Below are 24,896 nucleotides of genomic sequence, written 5' to 3' on the forward strand. Positions count from 1 at the left end.
CATGCTCAAGGCGCTGAACAAGTCGCTGCACGATGCGCTGGACCAGGACGAGAAGGTCATCCTGCTCGGCGAAGACATCGGAACCCTCGGTGGAGTCTTCCGGGTCACCGATGGGCTGAAATCCAAATTCGGCGAGCACCGCGTCGTCGATACCCCGCTGGCAGAATCCGGAATTGTCGGCAGCGCCATTGGCCTGGCCTATCGAGGCTATCGCCCGGTGGTGGAGATCCAGTTCGACGGCTTCACCTACCCGGCCTTCGACCAGCTGGTGTCCCAGCTGGCCAAGCTGCACTACCGTTCGCGGGGACGGGTGAAGATGCCGGTCACCGTCCGCATTCCCTATGGCGGAGGAATCGGCTCGCCGGAGCACCACTCCGAATCGCCCGAAGCCTACTTCGCCCACACAGCAGGCCTGCGGGTCTTCGCGCCATCGAGTGTCGAGGACGCCTATTCAATGCTGCGCCAGGCCATCGCTTGCGATGATCCGGTGATCTTCTTCGAGCCGAAGCGCCGCTACCACGAGAAAACCACCGCGCAACTTCTCCCCCCGGCGCCCGATGCATCGCCCAAGGCAAAGATCGTCCGCCCCGGCGAGGATGTCACCGTGGTCGGCTACGGCCCCACCACCTACACCCTGGTCGATGCGGCCAAGGCCGCGGAAGATGAAGGCACCAGCCTGGAGGTCATCGACCTGCGCACGCTGGATCCGCTGGACATCGACACCGTGGCCGAATCCGTCAAGCGCACCGGCAAGCTGGTGGTGGTCCACGAGGCCAGCCGGACCAGCGGCATTGGCGCGGAGATCTGCGCCGAAATCACCGAGCGCTGCTTCGACTACCTGGAGCACGCACCCTTGCGCGTCACCGGATTCGACATCCCGTATCCGCCATCGCGGCTCGAAAGCCACCACCTGCCCGACTTGGATCGAGTGATGCACGCGGTCGATACCGTGATGCGCCACCACGAGGCAACCGAAGGAGCTGCCAAGTGATGACCGCCCACACCTTCAAACTCCCCGACCTCGGCGAAGGGCTCACCGAATCCGAGGTGCTGAATTGGAAGATCAAGGTTGGCGAGCATGTTGCGCTCAACCAGATCATTGCCGAGGTTGAAACCGCCAAGGCAGTCGTTGAACTTCCCTCGCCCTTTGCCGGATTCGTCCAGGCCCTGCACGCCACCGAAGGCGAAACCGTGCAGGTCGGCGGTCCGCTGGTCACTTTCGACCAGGAGCCCGGCGGGTCCGGCGAGCAGCCGGCAGCGGCTGATTCGGCGCAACAGGAGCAAAGCAAGGCCGGCGAACGCACCCCCACCCTGGTTGGCTACGGTGCGCCGGCAGATACCGGAAACCGTCCGAAGCGCAAAGCCCGTGGCTCGCGCAATCCGGAAGCTGTGCCAGCACCTGCACCAGCAGCTTCGGCACCAGTTGCATCCCAGCCGGCTGACGGGCCGGGCACCCATGAACGTGAACAGCATGCGGTGACCAGGTGCACCCCGCCGGTACGCAAGCTGGCACGCGATCACGGGGTCGATATTTCGGCGCTCGCCGGCAGCGGCGAGGACGGCTTGGTGCTGCGCCGGGATGTCCAGCAGGCCATCGACTCCGCCGGTGCCATCAAGCCAGCGGCCATGGACAGCGAATCCATGTCTTCACCAGGAGCGGATCGCCATGTGAAGATCACCGCGATTCGCAGGGCCACGGCCAAGGCCATGGTGCAGTCGGCGTTTACCGCCCCGCATGCCACGGAGTTCCTCACGGTTGATGTCACCGAATCCATGGAGCTGCTGGAACGCATGCGGTCGCATCGACTGCTCAAGGATCTGAAGCTCAATATCACAACGCTGGCAGCGCTCGTGGTGACGAGACTGTTGAAGACCTATCCCGCGCTGAACTCGACGTGGGATGAAAAGGCTGACGAAATCATTGAATTCGGGTCAGTGAATCTGGGCATGGCCGTGGCAAGTGATCGTGGTCTGCTGGTTCCGGTGCTGAAAAATGCCCACGCTAAGACGCTGCCAGTATTGGCTGCCGAACTCAGCGGGATTATTCTCCAAGGCCGCGAAGGAACATTGTCACCAGCCCAATTGACAGGTGGCACATTCTCCATCACCAACGTGGGGGTTTTCGGCGTGGATGCCGGCACCCCAATTCTGCCGCCGGGGCAGGCAGGAATTCTGGCACTAGGCCAAGTGAAGCGCAGACCTTGGGAATACGAAGACCAAGTTGCACTTCGCCATACCATGACACTGGCGTTGTCCTTCGATCACAGGGTGGTTGACGGCAAAGAAGCAAGCGAGTTCCTCGCAGGTGTCGGCTCGGTGCTGGAGGACCCCGGAATGATGAATATTTTTATTTGATTCAAAGTAAATCATGACCGGGCTGAAGTAAATTCAGCCGGGTGAATAAACCGATTTCAAGCATTACTTTCATGACTATTCATTGGTTGTTTCGCAATGTTTGATGTAATCTCATTCACTACGTGCTATAGCTCACGCTTGACTGCACGGCTCTGCGAAATGCAGAAGCAGCAACGATCTGTTGAGGAGAAATAGGATGCGATACTCGCACGCATCTAAGGCTGTCGTTTTATCTGCAGCCTTGGCGCTGACCCTGTCCGCTTGTGGCGGCGGTTCGACCGAAACCGCCGGTGGCGAAGGTGACGGCTCGTATGTCGTAACCGCAAACACCACCGAACCGCAGAATGGCCTTCTGCCGGCTAACACCAACGAAGTTGGCGGCGGTCGCGTCATGGACCTGATCTTCACCGGCCTGGTCAGCTACGACGCCAAGGGCGCGCCGGTCAATGAACTCGCCGAGTCCATCGAAACCGAAGACTCCCAGAACTACACCATCAAGCTGAAGGCCGGACAGACCTTCTCCGATGGATCCCCAGTAACTGCTGCTTCGTTCGTGGATGCCTGGAACTTCGGTGCCGCAGCCAAGAACGCGCAGTTGAACTCGTACTTCTTCGAGTCCATCAAGGGCTTCGACGAGGTCAACAAGGAAGGCTCCAAGAAGGATGAGATGGAGGGCCTGAAGGTCGTGGATGACACCACCTTCACCGTCGAGCTGTCCCAGCCTGAGTCCGACTTCCCGCTGCGCTTGGGCTACACCGCATTCATGCCATTGCCTGAAGCGGCATTCGAGGATCCAAAGGCCTTCGGCGAAAAGCCAATTGGCAACGGCCCTTACAAGTTGACCGAATGGAATCACGACGTCAACCTGAAGCTGGAAGTCAACGAAAGCTACGAGGGCCCACGCGAAGCCCAGAACGGCGGCATCGACTTCAAGGTCTACCAGTCCACGGACTCGGCCTACAGCGATCTGCTCTCCAATAACTTGGATGTGCTGGACCAGATCCCGCCAAGCTCTCTGGCTTCGTACGAGACTGACCTGGGCGACCGCTCGGTCAACTCGCCATACGCCGGCAACGCAACCATCACCATCCCGGGCTACCTGGATCACTTCAAGCAGGGCGAAGAGGGCAACCTGCGCCGTGCTGCGATCTCCCGGGCCATTGACCGCCAGCTGATCATCGACAAGGTGTACCAGGGCGGCAAGGTCAAGGCCGATGACTTCACCGCACCAGTGCTCGAAGGCTACAGCGCAGACATTCCAGGCAGCGAAGTCCTGGACTTCGATGCAGCTGAAGCCAAGAAGCTGTGGGAACAGGCTGATGAAATCAGCAAGTGGGACTCCGGCGACGAATTCTCCATCGGCTACAACGTCGACGGCGCTGGCAACAAGGAATACGTCGAAGCTGTCGTCAACCAGCTGAAGAGCAACCTGGGCATCAATGCAGTTGCCCAGCCATTCTCGTCATTCAAGGAATTGCGCGAGAAGGTCACCAGCTACAAGATGACCGGTGCATTCCGTACCGGTTGGCAGGCCGACTACCCATCGCTGTACAACTTCCTTGGTCCGCTATTCGGCACCGGGGCTGGCTCGAACGATGGCAAGTACTCCAGCAAGGAATTCGACGACAAGCTGGCCGAGGGCCTGTCGGCCACGGATCCTGCCGAGGGCGCAAAGATCTTCAACGAGGCACAGGAGATCTTGTTCAAGGATCTGCCAGCCATCCCGCTGTGGTACCAGGCAGTCCAGGGTGGTTGGAGCGAGAACGTGGATAACGTCGAGTTCGGGTGGAACGGTGTTCCGCTGTACCAGCAAATCACTGGCAAATAAGTTCCCTTCAGCTTCCGACCAAGTCAGACCGGATAGAAGCTGAAAACGCGCTAAGGGAGACCCGAGAACAACAGGGTCTCCCTTTGGCGTGTTTGTCCTGCCTCGCAAAAACAAACGTCGAATTACTTATCGACGGAAAGAGGATGAAAATGGCCCTGTGCCCTCACGTGTCTCGAGGTGAGATGCAAGCATGTTAAGTTTTACCCTGAAGCGAATCTCGCAGCTGTTCCCGGTCTTCATCGGAGCAACGCTGCTAGTGTACTTCCTGGTTTTCGCCACTCCAGGTGACCCGATCGCCGCGCTTTCTGGTGGCAAGCCCATGAGCGATGCCACCAAAGCCGCCCTGACCGCGCAATACAACCTGGACAAGCCGTTCTGGGTTCAATATGGCCTGTATCTGAAGAACCTGGTGACCTTGGACCTGGGAACCTCGTTCTCCGGACAGGAAGTCAAGGAGATGCTCGCGCGGGCGTTCCCCGTCACGGCACGCCTGGCAATCCTCGCATTGGTGATTGAAGCCGTATTCGGCATCATCCTCGGCGTTATTGCTGGTATGCGCAAGGGCAAGCTGTTCGACTCGACCGTGTTGGTTGCGTCGCTGCTGGTCATTGCAGTTCCAACTTTCGTGCTCGGCTTCCTGCTGCAGTACGTGGTCGGTGTCAAGCTCGAATGGGCCAAACCTACAGTTTCCGGCGCGGCAACCTGGGGCGAACTGATCCTGCCCGCATTGGTGCTCGGCCTGGTATCGCTGGCCTACGTACTGCGCCTGACGCGTACTTCCGTCATCGAGAACAAGACCGCTGACTACGTACGCACCGCGACCGCCAAGGGCCTGAGTCGCAATCGCGTGGTTACCGTGCACATCCTGCGCAACTCCCTGATCCCCGTGGTGACCTACCTAGGCGCCGACTTGGGTGCACTGATGGGTGGCGCGATTGTCACCGAAGGCATCTTCAATGTGCCCGGTGTCGGCCACCTGCTCTACCAAGCAATCCAGAAGGGCGAAACCCCGACGGTGGTTGCAGTCGTAGGCGTTCTGGTGATCGTCTTCGTACTTGCCAACCTGATCGTGGATATGCTGTACGCACTGCTTGACCCAAGGATCCGTTATGCCTGAGAACCAGAACTTTAATCCCGAGGACGGCTTGCCCATCCGCAGCAACCGCGCCGGCAAGGTTTCCAAGTACAAGATCGAGCACTACGTTGCTCCGCTGGACGAAACCCCCCTGCAAGCGGTGGACTCGGTCAAGGAAACCGGCAAGCCCTTGTCCATGTGGGCCGAAGCTTGGCGTTCGCTGCGCAAGCAGCCGCTATTCATCATCTCCACGATCATGATCATCGCGGTCATCGTCGTAGCTGCCTTCCCGCAGCTCTTCACATCGATTGATCCGGCTGGCAACCAGGCTTGCCTCTTGGAGAATTCCAACGAACCAGCACGCCCTGGACATATCATGGGCTTCAACCTGCAGGGCTGCGATATCTATGCGCGCACTATTTACGGCACGCGTGCCTCGCTGCTGGTAGGCGTTTTCACTACCCTTATCGTGGTGTTGCTTGGTGGCGCCATCGGCGCGCTGGCAGGCTACTACGGTGGCTGGGTCGACACGATCCTGGCCCGCCTGGGTGACATCTTCTTCGCCCTGCCGCTGATCCTGGGCGCCATCATCGTGATGCAGCTGCCGGCATTCCGCGAGAACCGAAGCGTCTGGACGGTTATCGTCACGCTTGCGATCTTCGGCTGGCCGCAGCTGGCGCGCATTACCCGCGGTGCTGTGATCGAGGCCCGCAATGCGGACTTCGTGAAGGCCTCGCGCGCTCTGGGCCTGTCCAAGTTCAGCGCGTTGCTCAAGCACGTGATTCCGAATTCCCTGGCGCCGATCATCGTTGTTGCCACAGTGAACCTGGGCGTGTATATCGTGGCCGAAGCCACGCTGTCCTTCTTGGGCGTCGGGCTCCCACCTGACGTCATGAGCTGGGGCAACGATATTTCCTCGGCGCGTACCCAGCTGCGCAACAACCCGACCATGCTGATGTGGCCAGCGCTGTTCCTTTCGGTGACGGTTTTGAGCTTCATCATGCTCGGCGATGCAGTGCGTGATGCACTGGATCCGAAGGCCCGGAAGGGAGCCTAAGCAATGACTCAGAGTGCAACTCCAAAGCCGCTGCTGGAAGTCAAGGACCTGGCGATTACCTTCTCCACCCCTGACGGTCCGGTCCACGCGGTCCGCGACGCGAACTTCACCGTGATGCCCGGCGAAACCGTGGCCATCGTGGGCGAGTCCGGTTCGGGCAAGTCCACCTCAGCACTGGCCGCTATCGGCCTACTGGCCGGCAACGGCAAGGTTTCCTCCGGCCAGATTCTCTTTGATGGCGAAGACATTGCCCAGGCTAGCGAAAAGCGTTTCGTCGAGCTGCGCGGCAACCATATTGGCATGGTTCCGCAGGATCCGATGTCCAACCTGAACCCGGTGTGGAAGATCGGATTCCAGGTCAAGGAAACTTTGAAGGCCAACGGCTTGGCGGGGGACAACCCCAACAAGCGCGTGGCCCAGGTCTTGGCTGATGCAGGTCTGCCCGATCCGGAGACCCGTGCCGGCCAGTACCCGCACGAATTCTCCGGTGGCATGCGCCAGCGTGCGCTGATCGCCATTGGCCTGGCCTGCCGTCCACGCCTGCTGATTGCCGATGAGCCAACCAGCGCGTTGGATGTCACCGTGCAGCAGCAGATCCTGGACCATCTGGACACCATGACCAGTGAACTGGGCACCGCGGTGCTGCTCATTACCCACGACCTGGGCCTGGCAGCCGAGCGTGCCGAAAAGGTCGTCGTGATGTACAAGGGACGCGTCGTCGAATACGGCCCGGCGCTGGAGATCCTGCGCAACCCGCAGCACCCGTACACCCAGCGCCTGATCAATTCGGCTCCGTCGCTGTCTGCCCAGCGCGGGGACAAGCACGAGGCCATTGTGGACGAGATTGAGCCGGGCAAGGCTGAACCGCTGCTGAAGGTCAGCAACCTGACGAAAGTCTTCGATATCCGCAAGGGCTTCGGCAAGAAGGAGAAGTTCACCGCGGTGGACAACGTTTCCTTCGAGATCCCCCGGGGCACCACGACTGCCGTGGTGGGCGAGTCAGGTTCAGGCAAGTCGACCATCGCCCAGATGGTGCTGAACCTGCTGGACAAGACCGAGGGCGAGATCATCTTTGATGGCGAGCAGATCGGCAACCTGAGCGAGAAGCACTTGTTCAAGTACCGCCGGCGTGTGCAGCCGATCTTCCAGGACCCGTACGGTTCCCTGGACCCGATGTACTCGATTTTCCGGACGATCGAAGAGCCGCTGCGCATTCACGGCATTGGCAATGCGGCATCGCGGGAGAAGAAGGTCAAGGAGCTGCTGGAGCAGGTCTCCATGCCCGCTTCCACAATGCACCGCTTCCCGAATGAGCTGTCCGGCGGGCAGCGCCAGCGCATCGCCATCGCGCGTGCCCTGGCCCTGCAACCGGAAATGATCGTGTGCGATGAGGCCGTTTCCGCGTTGGACGTGCTGGTCCAGGCACAGGTGCTGGAGCTGCTCGATGAACTGCAGCGTGAGATGGGCCTCACCTATCTGTTCATTACCCACGACCTGGCCGTGGTTCGCCAGATTGCAGATAACGTCTGCGTGATGGAACACGGCAAGATCGTAGAGCAGGGAACGACGGACGAGATTTTCGATACGCCAAAGAGCGCTTACACCCGCAATCTGCTGGCTGCTATTCCAGGTGCTTCACTGATCTAGCAGCTCCGGAATCAACTGAGTGGGCCGGTGAAACCGAAAGGTTTCACCGGCCCACTCGGCGCTTAACGTAAGCTCAAACGGCGTCATATTCAACGAATATTTCAGATTTAATGAAACTGAAACAAACGTTGCAAAAATGTTATAAATCACTCCGCGAGTCAACATGCGTGAAACAGTTGCCCGATTGATTTTTCCCAATCTGAAAGAAATCCTTGAAATCTGGGGGATGTGAGGTGCGTCTCGAAAACTGGCGAGTAACAAGCGCATTGCGAATGACTCTCAGGGGCAGGGGGTGGCGGAAATCTGAAGCGCTTCTTTCTATATCCAAGCCAGAAAATTCGGGTTAGTCTATTCCTCAATGGATTGATCATGTGATCTGATCCACAGTGGATCCACCGATCCGGAACTCGTACCATTCAAGAACTCTAGGAGGCGAAATGCGGTTTCAGCGCGTTTCGAAAGCAGTAGCTGTAGGAGCTGCCCTGGCCCTGGCCCTGTCGGCTTGTGCTCCAGGCGGCGGAGACACCGGCGCAGACGCATCGAAGGATGCCAACGCAGGTGGAGGCAACGGCTCGGCAGAAGCAGCGAACAGCGGCAAGGCTGATCTCGGTGATATCACCACTGCCGACGACACCATCAACGTCACCGTGGGTGCACCGGAATTCATCAGCTACAACGGCTTTACTCCGAACACATACTCCACCTACAACTCGGCGATCGTGGATCGCATGTTTGCCGGCTTCAGCTACTTCGGCACCGACGGCACCCTGTACCCGAACGAGGCTTTGGGCAGCTACGAAAAGGTCAGCGACGACCCGCTCACCATCAAGTACACGATCGCTGAAGATGCCAAGTGGTCTGACGGCACCCCGATCACCGTCGCCGACTCAGTGTTCGCATGGGCAGTGCAGAACCTGAACCTCAATGAGGGTTCCAAGGAAAAGCCGCTGTTCAACTCGGTTTCCGTTGATCTCGGCGACACCGTGCCAGAAGGCCCGCAGGGCGACTGGGACGGCAAGGAATTCACTGTTGAGTTCGCCGAGCCTGATCCGGACTGGGCTCTGCAGACCTGGATGCTGCACCCAGCACATGTTGTGGCCGAGGAATCGGGCATGAGCACCGAAGAACTCGTCAGCGCCATCCGCGCCGGGGAGTCCGACAAGCTGAAGAAGGCAGCCGACTTCTGGAACGAAGGCTGGATGACCGACCCGGGCAAGCTGCCCGATGAGAAGATCTCGCCTGTATCCGGCCCGTACAAGCTGGGCAGCTGGAAGGCTGGCGAATCCGTAACTCTGGTTGCCAACGAGAACTACTACGGCCCTGCACCGGCAACCAAGGAATTGACCTTCCGATTCCTTGAAGACGCCAGCATGGTCCAGGCGCTGCAGAACAAGGACGTCGACGTCATCAATCCGCAGCCGACCGTGGATACGCTCGCGCAGCTGGAGAACCTGGGCGACGCGGTGGCTATCCAGAAGGGTGACACCCTGACCTGGGAGCACCTTGACTTCAACTTTGCCGAGGGCAACGCAATGACCAACCTGGAACTGCGCAAGGCCTTCGCCATGTGCGTTCCACGCCAGCAGATTGTTGACAACCTGGTCAAGCCGCTGAACCCAGACGCCATCGTGATGAACGCCCGCGAAGTCTTCCCGTTCCAGGACAACTACCAGGAAGTAGTGGACGCATCCTATGACGGCCGCTACGACGAGGTGGACATCGAGGGCGCAAAGAAGATCCTCGAAGAGCAGGATGCTGTTGGCACCGAAGTGCGCATCGGCTACTCGGCACCTAACGAGCGTCGTGCCAACGAGGTTTCGGCCATTAAGTCCTCCTGTGACGAAGCCGGCTTCAAGATCGTGGACTCCGGTTCGGCTGACTTCTTCTCGCCAAATGGTGCACAGGATCGGGGCGACTACGAGGTAGCGCTGTTCGCTTGGGCAGGTTCCGGCCAGATCACCTCCGGCCAGAACATCTACGCCACCGGCAAGCCGCAGAACTTCGGCCAGTACTCGAACCCTGAAGTCGACGCCGCATGGGAGACCCTGGCAAGCTCGCTGGACCCAGCAGTCCACGCGGAACAGACCAAGAAGATCGAGAAGCTGCTGTGGGATGACCTGTTCGGCATCCCGGTATTCGCCCACCCAGGCTTGAGCGCCTCGGGTGCGGATATCCAGAATGTCCGCCACACCGCAACGCAGGACCAGATCGTCTGGAACGCCGAGCAGTGGGTACGTGCTGAGTAATTGCCCTAGGCAGCGTACTTGCACAACGTGAGCGAACACGTGCGGGGCCCGATCACAAGTCGGGCCCCGCAGTGTGTTCAAAGGTCCCCAACCGCAAGGGCCGGCTCACTTCCGTGAGATGAAAGTAGGACATTAGAACCGTGTGGAAATTTATCGCCAAGAGACTGGGCTCAGCGCTGGCAGTGCTGTTTGCCGCATCGCTCTTGCTCTACGTACTGGTTATCAATTCAGGCGACCCGCTCAAGGACCTCCGCGAAAGCAACGCGGATAACCGCGAGTACCTGATGGCCCAGCGTGTGGAATACATGAACCTGGATGCACCGTGGTACGGCCGCTACTGGGACTGGCTGACAGGTGCCAGCAAGTGCCTGATTGGCCAATGCGACCTGGGCCGGAATATCAATGGCGTAGAGGTCTCCGGCCTGCTGGCCAACGCCGCATCATCCACCTTGCGCCTGGTCGTGCTCGCTACGGTGATTGCCGCGGTTCTGGGTATCGCCATTGGCGTGCTGACTGCAATCCGCCAGTACTCCGGATTGGATTACATCGTTACCTTCCTGACCTTCCTCTTCTTCTCGCTTCCCGTCTTCTGGGCAGCTGTGCTGCTCAAGGAGTACCTGGCGATCAGCTACAACGACTGGCTGGCCGATCCGCAGATATCCGTGGGGACGTCCATAGCCATAGGCATCGTTGTCGGCCTCGTCTTGCAGATGTTCCTCGGCGGCTCGCTCAAGCGCCGTGGCATCACCTTCTTCGCCGCCGCGGTTTTCGTCCCGCTGGTGCTGCAGTACAGCCTGTGGCTGAATTTCTACCGCTACCCGCAAATGGGCCCGGCCATCATCATCGTGCTGACGGCTCTGCTGGCCCTGAGCGCCACCGCCATGAGCGTTGGCCTGAAAGAAAAGCGCGTGCTGTACCCGGCATTGATTACCGTCGTGCTGGTCCTGGCCATGTACTACGCGACCTTCTACATGCTGCTGGAGCCAAATGGCTGGATCCTCTTCTTCGGCCTGGTTCTCGCGGTAGTGATCCCGGCAGCCATCGGGCGTTTCATGGGAGGCCGCCTGCGCAAGGCAGCCATGTCCGTTTCCATCATCACCGGTGTCGCCGGCGCAGCGTTGACCATTGTCGACCACATGTTCCGCGCGTGGCCCGGGTTCCTGGACGTCAAGGGACGCCCCATCGCGACCATCGGTTCCTCCACGGCCAACCTCGAGGGCGGCTTCTGGGACCACTTCCTGGATAACGGCACCCAGCTGCTGATGCCAACCATCCTGCTCGCGGTGATCTCCCTGGCCAGCTACTCGCGCTACACGCGTTCCTCCATGCTCGAAGTGCAGCGCCAGGATTACATCCGCACCGCGCGCTCCAAGGGCTTGAGCGAACGAACCGTGATCTTCCGCCATGCGTTCCGCAATGCCATGATCCCCATTGCCACCATCGCCGCCTTCGACTTCGCCGGCCTGATCGGCGGCGCAGTGATCACCGAGCGCGTGTTCGGCTGGAAGGGCATGGGCGAAATGTTCGCCACCGGCCTGGACCATGTCGACCCGGCACCTGTGATGGCGTTCTTCCTAGTTACCGGTACCGCCGCTATCCTCTTCAACTTGCTGGCGGATATCGTTTACGCCCTGCTTGACCCACGAATCCGAGTCTAGGAGGCATGAACCAATGAATATCCTTCATGCCTGCAACCCTAAGGACCAGCGATGAGCACCACGAATAACAACTTGAACGAGCCGCAAAACCTGTCTTCCGTGGCCGAGGTGGAAGACGCCAAGCTGGCTCAGATTCACGAAAAGCCGAAGAGCCAGGGACGCATCGTCTTCGATCGCTTCGTCAGCCACAAGCCGGCGATGATTTCCACGATCGTGCTGATCGTCATCACCGTTTTCGCATTCAGCTCCATCGGCTGGGGCCCGTTCCCCGGCTGGTGGGGGCAGAACTACTACCATGCCGGAGCGGTCGTGGACGGCGGCAAGCCGACGCTGAGCCTGGTTCCCACCTGGCTCGGCGGCGAAGGCTTCCGCATCGGCGAGCACCCCTTCGGGCAGGACTCTGTGGGCAAGGACTACTTCGCGCTGGTCATGAACGGAACGCAGAAGTCCATCATCATCGGCGTCGTCGTCGGCCTGGTCGCCACCGTCCTGGGAACCGTCATCGGAGCTGTTTCCGGCTACTTCCGCGGCTGGGTCGATGAAATCCTGATGCGCATCACCGACCTGTTCATCGTGATCCCGCTGCTGGTCCTGGCGGCAGTGCTCGGCAAGATGGCCGGTGCCTCCACCGGCTCCATCATCACACTGGCCCTGGTGCTCGGATTGGTGACCTGGACCGGACTGGCCCGACTGGTCCGCGGCGAAATCCTGTCGCTGCGCGAACGCGAATACGTGGCCGCAGCCCAGGCCATGGGCTCGAAGACCAGCCGCGTGATCTTCAAGCACCTGATCCCGAACACCATGGGCGTGATCATCGTGAACGCCACCTTCGCGATCGCCGGCGCGATCCTGCTGGAGTCCTCGCTGTCCTACCTCGGCTTCGGCGTGAAGGCCCCGGAATCCTCGCTGGGCTTGCTGATCAGCCAGTACCAGAACGCCTTCACCACCCGTCCATGGCTGTTCTGGTGGCCAGGCATGATCATCGTTGCCATCGCCCTGTCGGTGAACTTCCTGGGTGACGGCCTGCGCGATGCTTTCGACCCGCGCCAGGTCGGAAAGAAGCGCCGCCGCCGCGCTGGCATGTTCGCCCTTCCAACCCGCAAGGAGAAGCCATGAGCCACGCAGCACCAATGAATGAACAAGGCTCAGAAGACTTCGCACTGAGCTTCAACGACCTCAACGTCGTCTTTGCCACCGGCGGTGCCGACGTCCACGCGGTCAAGGGCTTGTCCTTGGCCGTCCGCCCGGGGCAGGTCGTCGCGCTGGTCGGCGAGTCCGGTTCCGGCAAGTCGGTCACCTCGACGGCGGCCATGGGCCTGCTGCCGGAAAACGCGAATGTCTCCGGTGCCGCCAAGGTCGGAAACGTCAACGTAGTTGGCCTGGACGAAGGCAAGCTGCGCAAGATGCGCGCCACCGATATCGCCATGGTCTTCCAGGAGCCGATGACGGCACTGAACCCGGTGCTCACCATCGAGCGCCAGCTGACCGAAGCGCTGGAACTGCACGACATCGCCTACGGCAAGGAAGCGACCGACCGGGCTATCGAGCTGCTGGAAATGGTGGGCATCCCGGATCCCGCCAAGCGCATCAAGCAGTACCCGCACCAGTTCTCCGGCGGCCAGCGGCAGCGCATCGTCATCGCCATGGCGATCTCCTGCGACCCGAAGGTCATCATCGCCGATGAGCCGACCACCGCACTTGATGTGACGGTGCAGGCCGAGATCCTCGATCTGCTGCGCGAGCTGAAAGACCGGCTGAATACCGGCATCCTGCTCATCACCCACAATATGGGTGTTGTTGCGGATATGGCCGATGAAGTGGCAGTGATGTTCCAGGGCAACCTCGTGGAGACGGGCACCGTGGATCAGGTATTGCTGCGCCCAGAGCATCCATACACCCAGCGCCTGCTGGCTGCGGTGCCCCGCCTGTCCACTCCGGCCGTTGCCACCACGCAGGCCGCTGCGCACAGCTCGGAAACCGCCCCTCCAGGGCGCGAGCTGGTTCTGGAAGCCAAGGACCTCGTGCTGGAGTACGACATGCGCGGGAAGATCTTCCGCGCCGTGGAAAACGTGAGCTTCGATGTTGCCAAGGGCGAAGTCCTGGGCATTGTGGGCGAGTCCGGCTCGGGCAAGTCCACAATTGCCAAGGCGGTGCTGGGCCTGTTGCCGGTAGCTAGCGGCACCTTGTCGGTCAGGGGCCACAACCTGCCCAAGCTTTCCCCGAAGGAAGCACGCAAGGTCCGCAAGGACATCGGCGTGATCTTCCAGGACCCGGCCGCATCCCTGAACCCGCGATTCCCGATTGGAGAATGCATCACAGAACCCATGGTGGTGCACAAGATCGGCAGCAAGGCCGAGCGCACCAAGCGTGCCGAAGAATTGCTCGATGCCGTGAAGATGCCGCGCAACGTGATCAACCGGTACCCGCACGAGCTTTCCGGCGGCCAGCGCCAGCGTATTTGCATTGCCCGTGCGTTGACCTTGAACCCGGAGCTGCTGATCGCCGATGAGCCGACCAGCGCCTTGGACGTGTCGGTGCAGGCAGTTGTCCTGGAAATGCTCCAGGAGCTGCAGCGGGACTTCAACTTCGCCTGCCTCTTCGTCAGCCATGACCTGGCGGTCGTGGACATGCTGGCGGACGCGGTCGTGGTGATGCAATCCGGCAAGGCGGTTGAGCAGGGCATGGTGGACACCGTGCTGCACGCCCCAACCCATGAATACACAAAGCGGCTGTTGGCTGCGGCACCTGTTCCGGATCCGCATGAGCAGGCAGTACGCCGAGAGGCTTGGCGCCTGCTGAACAACACGAAGTAGGCATTGCGCTGAACAGCGAATGGGGCGCGTTTCCAATATTGCCATTGGAAACGCGCCCCTTTCGCCCGCCATGGCATTTTGCGGTTGTCCGCACGTTGAAAGCGGTGCTTGCAGGCCCGCGGAAGACGGGAGTTGAGTACCACAGCGTTGTGCCCGGCAGGTTGGGTGAAGGCTCAATTCCGATGAACAGACGCCCAGCCAGCCTCCCGCGGAAACAACGTTGCCTTTCGCAGAACGAAGGCAACGTTGCGGCCCGCCGAGGGGCCAACTTTGGCTGCAGGACCGTGTTAAGAAGCAAGAGCCGGCTCTCAATTGAGAGCCAGCTCTTGCTTAATGCGTTGGGAAATTAATCCAGCTGCATGACGTTTTCGGTGACAACCTCTGCACGGGCGTTGGAGAAGATCTGCTCGGTGCCGATGGTCTTGAAACCGCGGCGTTCCAGGACCTTGATCGAACCCAGGTTGTCCTGGACCACGTGTGCGGTCAAGGGGCGCTTGGTGTATTCGGCAAGGAATGCTTCTACTGCGCTGGTGGTCAGTCCCTTGCCCCAGTACTTGGTCGAAGTCCAGAAATTGATTTCTGGTACTTCGCCGTCGAAGACCAGAATGGATCCAACGACTTCGCCCTCATGCTCGATGGTGCGAACTAGAACATTAGGATCGTTCAGAATCGAGTTCCAGTGGTGGTCGAATACCGCGCGGTCGGCTGGGTTACGCGCCTGATAAGCGGCCATGAGGTTCGCCTCGGGTTCTTGCTGGTGAGCGAAGAATGCGTCCAAGTCGGAAGGGCGGACTTCACGTAGCTGCACGATAAAGGCCTTTCAATCGTATGGGTCAGCGTGCCGGTTTCGGCACGCCAGGGAATAGTGGCTTGAAACCTACACTACCGGGGAAGTGAGCGCCGCGAGTGCCATATTGGACAATAACGGCTTCAAACCCGATTTTTTAGTCCTCGGTGAGTGAGCGGAATGGGCTGTTGAGTTAAGCAAGCCGAAGACAGCATGCGCACGGAACCGGTGCGACTGCTTGCTTCCGGTGGGATGCAATTTTGCCAATTCGGTAGTCCATAGCCCGATATAGGAGTTCTGGAGTTTGCGAACCAGTTCCAGCTCGGCCTTCGGCAACGATTTCAGGTCGCGGTCTTGGACCTGCAGGATATCCGGGCGGGACAGCGAGAAATCGGTGTGGAAATCCACCAAGCGCGACAGCACCTCCAGGGGAGTGCCGCCGGCTTCCGCCGCTGTGCAACCTCCGGCGTAGATGTCTTTGGACATGTCTACCAGCAGGGCGATAAGCACGGCCTGCTTGCCAGCGAAATGCCGGTACACTGCCGGACCGGAAATTCCGCAGGCCGCGCCGAGGTCTTCCAGGGAAACGCCCGCGTAGCCATTCAAGGCAAATAGCCTCGTGGCTTCGCGTAACAGCGCTTCGCGTCGTTCAGCTTTGGCGCGCTCGCGATCTGTTGGTTCATTGAGCGATTGATATTTGCTCGCCAACACCATCAACTCCTTACGTTTGCCAAGCCCAGTCTGGACAACTGTGACGGCTGCCACTACTGTCAAAAATGTAGCTGTTCTACCCACCCGTAGGCAGTGACCAGTTAATAAATATTAACCATACTCGTCGCAGCGTGCGCTTCCAAGAAACTCGCGCACCAAGCGCAGAACATGACCGCCATCGGATAATGCACACTCCGCAGCCGGTGTCGGTTCGTCCCTCAACGAAGAGAGAGCCTGATGATTGACCTCGAACTCGACGACCAGCATCAAGACCTGGTTGACATGGTCCGCGAATTCGCCCGAGAAGTCGTTGCTCCGCAGAGCGCGCAGAACGATGCGAACCATGCCTTCCCTTACGACATCGTCAAGCAAATGGGGGAGATGGGTCTCTTTGGACTTCCGGTCTCCGAAGAATTCGGCGGTTCCGGCGGCGACTACTTCCACCTCGCGCTGGCGCTTGAAGAGCTGGGCAAGGTCGACCAGTCGGTAGCCATCACCCTGGAAGCCGGTGTCTCCCTGGGCGCGATGCCGATCTACCGCTTCGGCAGCGAGGAGCAAAAGCAGAAGTGGCTGCCTGACCTGGCCGCTGGTGAACGTTTGGCCGGTTTCGGCCTGACCGAGCCGGGCGCAGGATCCGATGCATCAGCATCCTTGACCAAGGCGAAACTTGAAAGTGGCCAGTGGGTCATCGACGGCGCCAAGGAATTCATCACCAACTCCGGCACCGATATCACCTCCCTCGTCACGGCTACCGCAGTGACTGGCGTCGATGAAGCAACCGGTAAAAAGGAAATCTCTGCCATCATCGTGCCGACCGGTACCGAGGGATTCACCGCGGAAAAGGCCTACGACAAGGTCGGCTGGCGTGCCAGCGATACCCATCCGCTGAGCTTCAGCGGAGTGCGGGTTCCGGAGGAGAACCTGCTGGGCGAGCGCGGACGCGGATACGCCTACTTCCTGGAAATCCTCGACGAAGGACGCATCGCCATCGCCGCCCTGGCCACCGGCGCTGCGCAGGGCTGCCTTGACGAGGCGGTTAAATATGCCAAGACCCGTACCTCCTTCGGCCAGGCAATCGGCCAGTACCAGGGCATTTCCTTCATGATTGCCCGCATGGCCTCGCGCGCCCACACTGCCCGCTTGGCCTATTACGCGGCCGCGGCAAAAATGCTTGCCGGCAAGGACTTCAAGATTGAAGCCGCGCACGCCAAGCTGATTGCCAGCGAAGCGGCGATGGACAATGCAAGAGATGCTACCCAGATCTTTGGCGGGTACGGATTCATGAATGAGTCATTGGTGGCACGCCACTACCGCGATTCGAAGATCCTGGAAATCGGAGAAGGGACCACGCAGGTCCAGCAGATGCTCATTGCCCGCAGCCTTGGTCTCTGAACACCACCCGCAGGGAGCGCCGCATTCTGATTCCAGGGTGTGGCGCTCTTTGGGCGCTCACAGTTAAACGAACCATAATAGGTTAGGTGAGCTTCCAGAAAACCTTCATTCCAGCCGGGCATCCCCGTCGAGTCAGCCTGATCGGTTCCACCGGTTCCATCGGTACGCAGGGACTGGACGTCATCGAAGAGGCATCCGGCCAATTCTCCGTGGCCGCCTTATCCGGCGGATATAACCTTGAACTGTTGGCTCGCCAGGCCATCAAGCACCGTCCTGCAATGGTCGGCAGCGCCGTGGAATCAAAGGATGAGCTGGCCGCGGCCATCCAGGAGGCCGCCGAGGACGCATCGGTGACCGGATACGAACCCGAGCTGGTGGTTGGCGCGCAGGCAGCCACCGAGGTAGCCGCGTTCGCCGAGGCCGACGTAGTGCTCAATGGCATCACCGGTGCCATTGGACTGGCTCCGACCATCGCTGCGCTGGAAGCCGGCCACCTGCTGGCCCTGGCAAACAAGGAATCCCTGATCATCGGAGGCCAGGTAGTCAAGCAGATCGCAGCCCCTGGCCAGATCTCGCCGGTAGACTCCGAGCACTCCGCCCTTGCCCAGGCCCTGCGCTCTGGTGCGCCGGAGGAAGTGGCCAAGTTGCTGGTCACGGCCTCCGGAGGCCCATTCTTCGGCTGCAGCTACGAGCAGCTGCGTGATGTCACCCCTGCCCAGGCACTGGCCCACCCGACCTGGGACATGGGGCGCATGGTCACCACCAACTCGGCCACCATGGTCAACAAGGCCCTGGAAGTCATCGAAGCCCACCTGCTTTTCGACGTGCCGCTGAAGAAGATCGAGCCCGTGGTGCACCGGCAGTCCATCGTCCACTCGATGGTGGAGTTCATCGACGGTTCGGTGATTGCCCAGGCATCGCCGCCGGACATGCGCCTGCCCATCGCCCTGGGCATCAATTGGCCGCATCGGGTCGACGGGGCCGCGAAGGCCTGCGATTTCTCCACCGCGGCCAGCTGGACCTTTGAACCGCTGGATGAAGAAGTCTTCAGCGCTGTGAAGCTTGCCAAGCAGGCAGCGTCCTCGTCGGGGACGCATATGGCCGTCTACAACGCCGCCAACGAAGTTGCAGTGGATGCCTTCCATGATGGAAAGATCCGCTTCACCGGCATCGTCGAGACCATTGAACGCGCACTGGACGCGTACACCCCGGTGAATGCCGAGCTGTCGGTGGAAACAGTGCTGGAAACCGATCGTTGGGCCCGCGCCCATGCAACGAAGATCATCGAGGCGAGCGCATGAGTGCATTGCTGTTCATCGGCGGCGTCCTGTTCATGCTGGTAGCCGTCGGGCTGTCCATCGCGCTGCATGAAATAGGGCACCTGGTGCCCGCGAAGCTCTTCAAGCTGCGGGTTCCGCAGTACATGATCGGTTTCGGCAAGACACTGGTTTCCTTCAAGCGGGGTGAAACCCAATACGGCATCAAGACGCTGCCACTGGGCGGCTACATCTCGATGGTCGGCATGTACCCGCCACGCGAGCAGGTCGCTGCCAATGCTCCGGGGAAGAAGCCGAATCTCTTCCAGAAGGTCTTCGGCCAGATGGTCGATGACGCGCGTTCGCAGGCCAACGAAAACGTGCTGCCTAGCGATGAAGGCCGGTTGTTCTACCAGCTGCCGATCTACAAGCGCGTGATCATCATGCTCGGCGGCCCGATCATGAACCTGCTCATCGGGTTCGTGGTGATCGCCATAGTGCTCACCAGTTTCGGGCAGGCCACCCCGACCACCACGGTCTCCGAGGTGTACCAGTGCATTGCCAGCGCGCAGAACGCGGAGCAGACCGAATGCACCGACGAGGACGTCCCGGCTCCTGCCTACGAGGCTGGCCTGCTGCCCGGCGATACGATTACCGCGGTGAACGGCACCCCTGTCGCGCAAGCCGAGTGGAACAAGCTCACCGATGTCATCCGCGATCACCCAGGAGAGCCCATCACCCTGGAATACTCCCGTGACGGGCAGAGCCACACCACTGAGCTGACCCCGTACCTGACCGAGCGTCCGGCCACTGACGAGAACGGCTATGTGCTGCTCGATGAGCACGGCGAATACATCATGACCAAGGTCGGTTTCGTCGGGATGGGCTCTTTGCAACGCGACTTGACCCAGCCCCTGAGCGCGGTTCCCGGTGTGATCGGGGAGCAGCTGCTGAAGATCGGTGACGTCATCCTTCACCTACCCCAGCGCATGGTGGATGTCGCCCAAGCGACCTTCGGCAATGAGGAACGCGACCCCAACGGGCCGGTGTCCATTGTGGGCGTTGGACGCATCGCCGGAGAGATCAGCGCCGAGGATTCCATCTCGGTCGCCGACAAATTCGCAACGTTGCTGTCGCTCGTCGGGGGCCTGAACTTGGCGCTGTTCGCCTTCAACCTGATCCCGCTGCTGCCGCTGGATGGCGGCCACGTGGTGGGCGCGTTGTACGAGGGGCTGAAGCGCATGTTTGCACGGATCTTCAAGATCAAGAAGGTCAAGCCGGTTGACACGGTCAAGCTACTGCCCCTGACCTATGTCGTCGTGGTGGCGATGCTGGTCATGGGCGGGCTCTTAATATCTGCGGATATCTTCAAGCCGATACAACTGTTCTGAGACGAGAGAAATAAGCTGTAGACATGACTGTTTTTGCTGTTGAATACGCTTACGCCGAAAATTCCACCGAGCTGCGCGACGAACACCGTCCAGCGCACCGCGAGTACCTCGGGGGATTCCTTGGCGAAGAATCGGTACGCCTTCTGGCTTCGGGGCCAACTCCGGTCAGCGACGGCGCGCTGTTGATCTTCGCAGCCGAATCGCAAGTGGCATTGGAAGACGTGCTGTCCAATGACCCATTCCAGCTGGTTGGCGCAGTCGGCTCGGCCACCATCACAGAATGGAACCCGGTCATGGGCCTGCTGAAGGAATTCGCTTCCTAGGCGACAGGTTGCATGTGCCAGCCTCCGTTGTTCTGTACCAAGAACGGCGGAGGCTGGCTGCCTTAAACGGCATCGATGGCCCAGACTGGTAGGGGAGAAGAAAGGGGAGAGCATCATGGATGTGCAGATTACGCCGGCACTGGCGATCCCTGCAGCGGAGCTGAAATGGCATTTCTCCCGTTCTTCAGGCCCAGGCGGCCAGCATGTGAATACCTCTGACTCCCGCGTGGAGCTCGCTTGGGTGATTGGCGCTTCACGGGCATTGTCCGACTGGCAGCGCCAGAGGCTGCTCGAGAAACTCGGACCGCGCCTCGTGGCTGGAGCACTGGTCGTGACTGCCGCCGAGGAACGATCTCAATGGCGCAACCGCCAGATTGCGCAGGAGAAGCTGGGACGCATCATCGAAAAAGCCCTGGCGCCGGATGCGCCCGCGCGCAAAGCAACGAAAGCCACCCGGGGATCGCACCGGCGCAGGCTGAGCGCCAAGGCCAATCGCTCGGCCACGAAGCAGCTTCGCCGCAAGCCGGGAATGGACTGACCGGAGAAAACAACTACTGTGTCCCATGTCACTGGAATCGGCGGAATGCCCGGTTTGGCGATGCGGTTGAAGGTAGATGAAGCGTCAGCTTTCTATTTATTCTGCCCCAAGGAGAACACCTTATGACCACCAAAGTCCTCACCCTCGTCGGTTCCCTGCGCAACGGTTCGACCAACCAGCAGCTGGCGGAAGCCACTTCGCACAACGCCCCCGAAGGAATGGAAGTTTCAGTGTTCAGCGGCTTGGAGAATATCCCGTTCTACAACGAGGACCATGACGTGGAAGGTGGCGTGCCAGCCGCAGCCCAGGCCCTGCGCGACGCAGCCGGCGAAGCAGACGCGCTGATGCTGGTCACCCCCGAGTACAACGGCACCATGCCAGCTGTCTTGAAGAATGCCATCGACTGGCTGTCCCGTCCCTTCGGTGCCGGTGCACTAAAGGACATGCCAACCGTAGTCCTGGGCACCGCCTTCGGACAGTACGGCGGCGTCTGGGCACAGGACGAAGCACGCAAGGCACTGAACATCGCCGGCGCCAACGTACTTGAAAACGTCAAGCTGGCCATCCCGAACTCGGTAGTGCGCTTCGCAGAACTGCACCCGAAGGACGACGCTGAAGTTGTCGAGCAGGTTTCCGGCGTGCTGAAGAGCATCAAGGAAATCGCCGAAGCCAACTAGGCTTTCGCAGGCGCCAGCTGCAAAATGATGGGAGAAAGGCCACGGTTCCCGTGGCCTTTCTCGCATCAATACCCGCTCACCGCGATACGGTGACATACTTGGAGTAGAGAAATACCCACAATCTATTCGGAGGCGTCCATTGACTTCGGTCAGCCTAGGCATGCCGGCAGGCCCACCGCCGGTACTCGCACCACGTCGTAAGACTCGCCAGTTCCAGGTTGGATCCGTAGGTGTCGGCTCCGACTCGCCGATTTCGGTCCAGTCGATGACCACCACCAAGACCCACGACATCAACGCCACCCTGCAGCAGATCGCTGAGCTGACCGCTGCCGGCTGCGACATCGTGCGCGTTGCCTGCCCAACGGACAAGGACGCGGAAGCGCTGAAGATCATCGCGATGAAGTCGCAGATCCCGGTCATCGCCGATATCCACTTCCAGCCCAAGTACGTCTACGCCGCCATCGAGGCAGGCTGCGGCGCCGTACGCGTGAACCCGGGCAATATCCGACAGTTCGATGACCAGGTCAAGGAAATCGCACAGGCTGCCAAGGACCACGGCACGTCGATCCGCATTGGCGTCAATGCTGGCTCACTGGACCGCCGCCTGCTGCAGAAGTACGGCAAGGCCACCCCTGAAGCACTGGTCGAATCGGCTGTCTGGGAAGCCTCCCTGTTCGAGGAACACGGCTTCCACGACTTCAAGATCTCGGTCAAGCACAACGACCCGGTGATCATGGTCCGCGCCTACGAGATGCTGGCAGAGCGCGGCGACTGGCCGCTGCATCTGGGCGTGACCGAGGCCGGTCCTGCGTTCCAGGGCACCATCAAGTCCGCGACCGCTTTCGGTGCACTGCTTTCCCAGGGCATTGGTGACACCATTCGCGTATCGCTGTCGGCCCCACCGGTCGAGGAAGTCAAGGTCGGCAACCAGATCCTGGAATCGCTGAACCTGCGTCCGCGCAAGCTGGACATCGTTTCCTGCCCATCCTGCGGTCGTGCCCAGGTGGATGTTTACACTTTGGCTGAGCAGGTTACTGCTGGGCTGGAAGGCATGAAGGCTCCACTGCGCGTGGCAGTCATGGGCTGCGTAGTCAACGGACCGGGCGAAGCCCGCGATGCGGACCTCGGTGTAGCTTCGGGCAACGGCAAGGGACAGATCTTCGTCAAGGGCGAGGTCATCAAGACCGTCCAGGAAGACCAGATTGTCGAGACTTTGATCGAAGAAGCCAACCGTTTGGCGGCAGAAATGGGACTGGACAATGACGAGAATCCTTCCTCGGGTTCTCCCGTGGTCTCCGTCAGCTAGAACTAGCCGACGAAGCGTCGAGGGAGCGCCGCGCATCTTGGGCCGTCGTGACACGGCCGCCCTCATCGAGTTGCTCGATCGCGACCCCGTCGCCAACATCTTCACCCGTTCGCAGGTGAACATCCACAAGTCAGCGGTTCCAGATGGCTTTGCCCATATCGTTGGCTTGGACGGCAGTGAAGGCCTTGAATCGGCATGCTGGGTGGGCGCCAATATGGCGCCCACCGCCATGCCGGAGGCCGATGCCCAGAAATTCGCCATGCATGCCATCGAGACCCGCCAGCGATTCGCCTCGGTCTTCGGCCCGGCGGAAACCGTGCTGGCCATGCATGAGGTCTTGCGGGACGGTCCGCAAGAAATTTTCGAGCTCCGGGCGAATCAGCCATTAATGGCGATCTCGCACAACCCGTCGGGCGTTCGACGCAATCGGCTCCGTCCGGCCCAGGTACAGGAATTCGATCGAGTGCTGCCGGCCAGCGCAGCAATGTTCGAAGAGGAACTTGGCTATTCGCCGTTGGAAAACGGGGGAAGCTTCTACCGCAATCGTGTACGCCAGCTAATTCGTGACGGGCATACCCTCATGGACTGCGACCAGCGGGGCAACGTGATTTTCAAGGCTGACCTGGGCACGGTCACCGATGAAGTTGTGCAAATCCAAGGTGTTTGGGTGAATCCGATGTACCGCGGACAGGGGTTGGCTGCCGGCTACATGGCCTCCGCTGTGGACTACTCAATGCAGTTCGCGCCAGTCGTGAGCCTCTACGTCAACGATTTCAACACCGCTGCGATTAAGACATATCAGCGCATCGGATTTGAACAGGTCGGAACCTTCGCGACGATCCTGTTCTGATCTCCGAAGCCGGCGCCATGAAAAAGCGTTAATTTTCGAAGCCGACGATGCTGATTCGTTCGCAGATTCCTGTATGGCTTCAGCACAGCGAGCCTCGATGCCGTGGGGAATTGCAGCGCAACCCGATCGCGCGACGGGCGCCGCAATGAAAATGTCGACCCCGGCATTGTCCTCGTGATGTTTCGTCTTGTGCCCAACGCGGAAGCAACAATGCCCAGCGAATGATCCGCGGTCTTCTAGACTCGAAGGTGTAACTGCGACGGTGATGGGAAAATTGGTGGTTCGAGGCTTTGGCGCTAGAGCGCACTTGGGCGCTGCTATGTGCGCAGCAGTACTCCTGATGAGCGGGTGCAGCTCACCAGAAGCCGAAGTCGGCGCATCACCGGTAGCCCAGGTTCGCCTCGATGGCGCACAGCTGGAGAACCTGCTCGAGGAATTCGCCCAAGAAGAAAAGAATTCCGAGGTCATCAGCGACAAGCAACTTCGTGAGAACATTCCGCAAGCCCAGGAATGGATCGAGAACGTCAAAGTGAATCCCAGCAAATGCGGGGTCACTTTTGCTGAGCCAGTAGCCGATCAACTGAGGAACGCCACGATGGGCGCCATTGAATTCGAGGACAGCTACCTCACGGTCGCAATCTACAAGGATTCTGAATTCTTGCAGGCCCAATGGGATGCCAAAACGGCGGCCAACGCTGATTGCGCGCGGTACACCGTCAAGCGGGGCAACGAGACTCGTGCCTATCATCTTGCCAAGCAGCCCATAGATTCTTCAGCAGGATTATCCGATGGGTATGTGATCACCAGCAGTGATGGGTCGTCGACCCAGCAGCAGCTGATCATTCGCACTGCCAGCTCGAATGTCCTTCTCGGCCTACAGCGCTCCACATCAGCGGGGAACACCGCGAATGAAGTTGAAGAAGCGTCAGAGATCCTTCAAAAGCTCATGGGCCAGCTGACCCAGTAGTTTATTTTTACGACGTCGT

At 60.0% G+C, this 24,896-nt stretch carries 21 protein-coding genes; 19 read left to right on the top strand and 2 right to left on the bottom strand.

The annotated features are described in order from the left end of the window. Position 1: 1 nt before the first annotated feature. The 10 genes from ACR9WD_RS04750 (at position 2) to ACR9WD_RS04795 (ending at position 14,679) form a co-directional block, all read left to right on the top strand. Positions 2 to 991, top strand: coding sequence for an alpha-ketoacid dehydrogenase subunit beta (locus tag ACR9WD_RS04750; protein ID WP_434923189.1), 990 nt, complete (start codon positions 2 to 4; stop codon positions 989 to 991). Continuing rightward, the gene (locus tag ACR9WD_RS04755; protein WP_434922841.1) at positions 991 to 2,355 is read left to right on the top strand and encodes a dihydrolipoamide acetyltransferase family protein; all 1,365 of its coding nucleotides are present in this window, start codon (positions 991 to 993) and stop codon (positions 2,353 to 2,355) included. Before ACR9WD_RS04750 ends, ACR9WD_RS04755 begins: the two co-directional genes overlap by 1 nt. Before the next feature lie 196 nt (positions 2,356 to 2,551). After that, the gene (locus tag ACR9WD_RS04760; protein ID WP_073706735.1) at positions 2,552 to 4,183 is read left to right on the top strand and encodes a peptide ABC transporter substrate-binding protein; all 1,632 of its coding nucleotides are present in this window, start codon (positions 2,552 to 2,554) and stop codon (positions 4,181 to 4,183) included. 190 nt (positions 4,184 to 4,373) lie between these two features. After that, positions 4,374 to 5,300, top strand: a complete 927-nt coding sequence (locus ACR9WD_RS04765; RefSeq protein WP_038989703.1) for an ABC transporter permease — start codon at positions 4,374 to 4,376, stop codon at positions 5,298 to 5,300. After that, positions 5,293 to 6,315, top strand: a complete 1,023-nt coding sequence (locus ACR9WD_RS04770; protein ID WP_223308906.1) for an ABC transporter permease — start codon at positions 5,293 to 5,295, stop codon at positions 6,313 to 6,315. Before ACR9WD_RS04765 ends, ACR9WD_RS04770 begins: the two co-directional genes overlap by 8 nt. Positions 6,316 to 6,318: 3 nt before the next feature. Beyond that, complete coding sequence (locus ACR9WD_RS04775; RefSeq protein WP_038989702.1) at positions 6,319 to 7,962, top strand: ABC transporter ATP-binding protein; 1,644 nt, start codon at positions 6,319 to 6,321, stop codon at positions 7,960 to 7,962. 437 nt (positions 7,963 to 8,399) lie between these two features. Continuing rightward, positions 8,400 to 10,208 carry an ABC transporter family substrate-binding protein gene (locus ACR9WD_RS04780; protein ID WP_434922842.1) on the top strand — a complete coding sequence of 603 codons (1,809 nt, stop codon included), beginning with the start codon at positions 8,400 to 8,402 and terminating at the stop codon, positions 10,206 to 10,208. Between the two features lie 140 nt (positions 10,209 to 10,348). Further along, entirely contained in the window at positions 10,349 to 11,866 is a 1,518-nt protein-coding gene (locus tag ACR9WD_RS04785; RefSeq protein WP_434922843.1) for an ABC transporter permease subunit, read from the top strand. A 51-nt stretch (positions 11,867 to 11,917) separates the two neighbouring features. Then, complete coding sequence (locus tag ACR9WD_RS04790; RefSeq protein WP_038989696.1) at positions 11,918 to 12,982, top strand: ABC transporter permease; 1,065 nt, start codon at positions 11,918 to 11,920, stop codon at positions 12,980 to 12,982. After that, the gene (locus tag ACR9WD_RS04795) at positions 12,979 to 14,679 is read left to right on the top strand and encodes an ABC transporter ATP-binding protein (protein ID WP_254590562.1); all 1,701 of its coding nucleotides are present in this window, start codon (positions 12,979 to 12,981) and stop codon (positions 14,677 to 14,679) included. The genes ACR9WD_RS04790 and ACR9WD_RS04795 overlap by 4 nt, the downstream gene beginning before the upstream one ends. A gap of 346 nt (positions 14,680 to 15,025) precedes the next feature. Here ACR9WD_RS04795 and ACR9WD_RS04800 read toward each other — a convergent pair whose 3' ends face one another. Both ACR9WD_RS04800 and ACR9WD_RS04805 read right to left on the bottom strand, forming a co-directional pair. Next, positions 15,026 to 15,487 carry a GNAT family N-acetyltransferase gene (locus ACR9WD_RS04800; protein ID WP_038989691.1) on the bottom strand — a complete coding sequence of 154 codons (462 nt, stop codon included), beginning with the start codon at positions 15,485 to 15,487 and terminating at the stop codon, positions 15,026 to 15,028. Between the two features lie 69 nt (positions 15,488 to 15,556). After that, positions 15,557 to 16,231 (bottom strand): TetR/AcrR family transcriptional regulator, encoded by a 675-nt coding sequence (locus ACR9WD_RS04805; protein WP_223308907.1) that lies wholly within the window; start codon positions 16,229 to 16,231, stop codon positions 15,557 to 15,559. 183 nt (positions 16,232 to 16,414) lie between these two features. On the opposite strand from ACR9WD_RS04805, the gene ACR9WD_RS04810 reads away from it, so the two are divergent. From ACR9WD_RS04810 to ACR9WD_RS04850, 9 genes are all read left to right on the top strand, one after another. After that, the gene (locus ACR9WD_RS04810; protein ID WP_038989689.1) at positions 16,415 to 17,569 is read left to right on the top strand and encodes an acyl-CoA dehydrogenase family protein; all 1,155 of its coding nucleotides are present in this window, start codon (positions 16,415 to 16,417) and stop codon (positions 17,567 to 17,569) included. Positions 17,570 to 17,655: 86 nt separating this feature from the next. Continuing rightward, the gene (dxr, locus tag ACR9WD_RS04815) at positions 17,656 to 18,870 is read left to right on the top strand and encodes a 1-deoxy-D-xylulose-5-phosphate reductoisomerase (RefSeq protein ID WP_149596568.1); all 1,215 of its coding nucleotides are present in this window, start codon (positions 17,656 to 17,658) and stop codon (positions 18,868 to 18,870) included. Then, positions 18,867 to 20,216: a M50 family metallopeptidase gene (locus ACR9WD_RS04820; RefSeq protein ID WP_434922844.1), complete on the top strand. Its 1,350-nt coding sequence runs from the start codon at positions 18,867 to 18,869 to the stop codon at positions 20,214 to 20,216. The genes dxr and ACR9WD_RS04820 overlap by 4 nt, the downstream gene beginning before the upstream one ends. Positions 20,217 to 20,239: 23 nt before the next feature. Then, positions 20,240 to 20,539 (top strand): YciI family protein, encoded by a 300-nt coding sequence (locus ACR9WD_RS04825; protein ID WP_434922845.1) that lies wholly within the window; start codon positions 20,240 to 20,242, stop codon positions 20,537 to 20,539. A gap of 115 nt (positions 20,540 to 20,654) precedes the next feature. Continuing rightward, positions 20,655 to 21,077 carry an alternative ribosome rescue aminoacyl-tRNA hydrolase ArfB gene (arfB, locus tag ACR9WD_RS04830; protein ID WP_038989686.1) on the top strand — a complete coding sequence of 141 codons (423 nt, stop codon included), beginning with the start codon at positions 20,655 to 20,657 and terminating at the stop codon, positions 21,075 to 21,077. Between the two features lie 122 nt (positions 21,078 to 21,199). Beyond that, positions 21,200 to 21,754, top strand: coding sequence for an NAD(P)H-dependent oxidoreductase (locus ACR9WD_RS04835; protein WP_038989685.1), 555 nt, complete (start codon positions 21,200 to 21,202; stop codon positions 21,752 to 21,754). A gap of 139 nt (positions 21,755 to 21,893) precedes the next feature. Further along, on the top strand, positions 21,894 to 23,060 hold the full coding sequence (gene ispG / locus ACR9WD_RS04840; RefSeq protein WP_038989684.1) for a flavodoxin-dependent (E)-4-hydroxy-3-methylbut-2-enyl-diphosphate synthase: 1,167 nt from the start codon (positions 21,894 to 21,896) through the stop codon (positions 23,058 to 23,060). Between the two features lie 37 nt (positions 23,061 to 23,097). Next, positions 23,098 to 23,910: a GNAT family N-acetyltransferase gene (locus tag ACR9WD_RS04845; protein WP_434922846.1), complete on the top strand. Its 813-nt coding sequence runs from the start codon at positions 23,098 to 23,100 to the stop codon at positions 23,908 to 23,910. A gap of 340 nt (positions 23,911 to 24,250) precedes the next feature. After that, the gene (locus tag ACR9WD_RS04850) at positions 24,251 to 24,877 is read left to right on the top strand and encodes a hypothetical protein (protein ID WP_434922847.1); all 627 of its coding nucleotides are present in this window, start codon (positions 24,251 to 24,253) and stop codon (positions 24,875 to 24,877) included. Positions 24,878 to 24,896 lie beyond the last annotated feature (19 nt).

Origin of the sequence: Glutamicibacter sp. PAEs-4 (assembly GCF_051161755.1) — a bacterium.
GTDB classification, from domain to species: domain Bacteria; phylum Actinomycetota; class Actinomycetes; order Actinomycetales; family Micrococcaceae; genus Glutamicibacter; species Glutamicibacter nicotianae.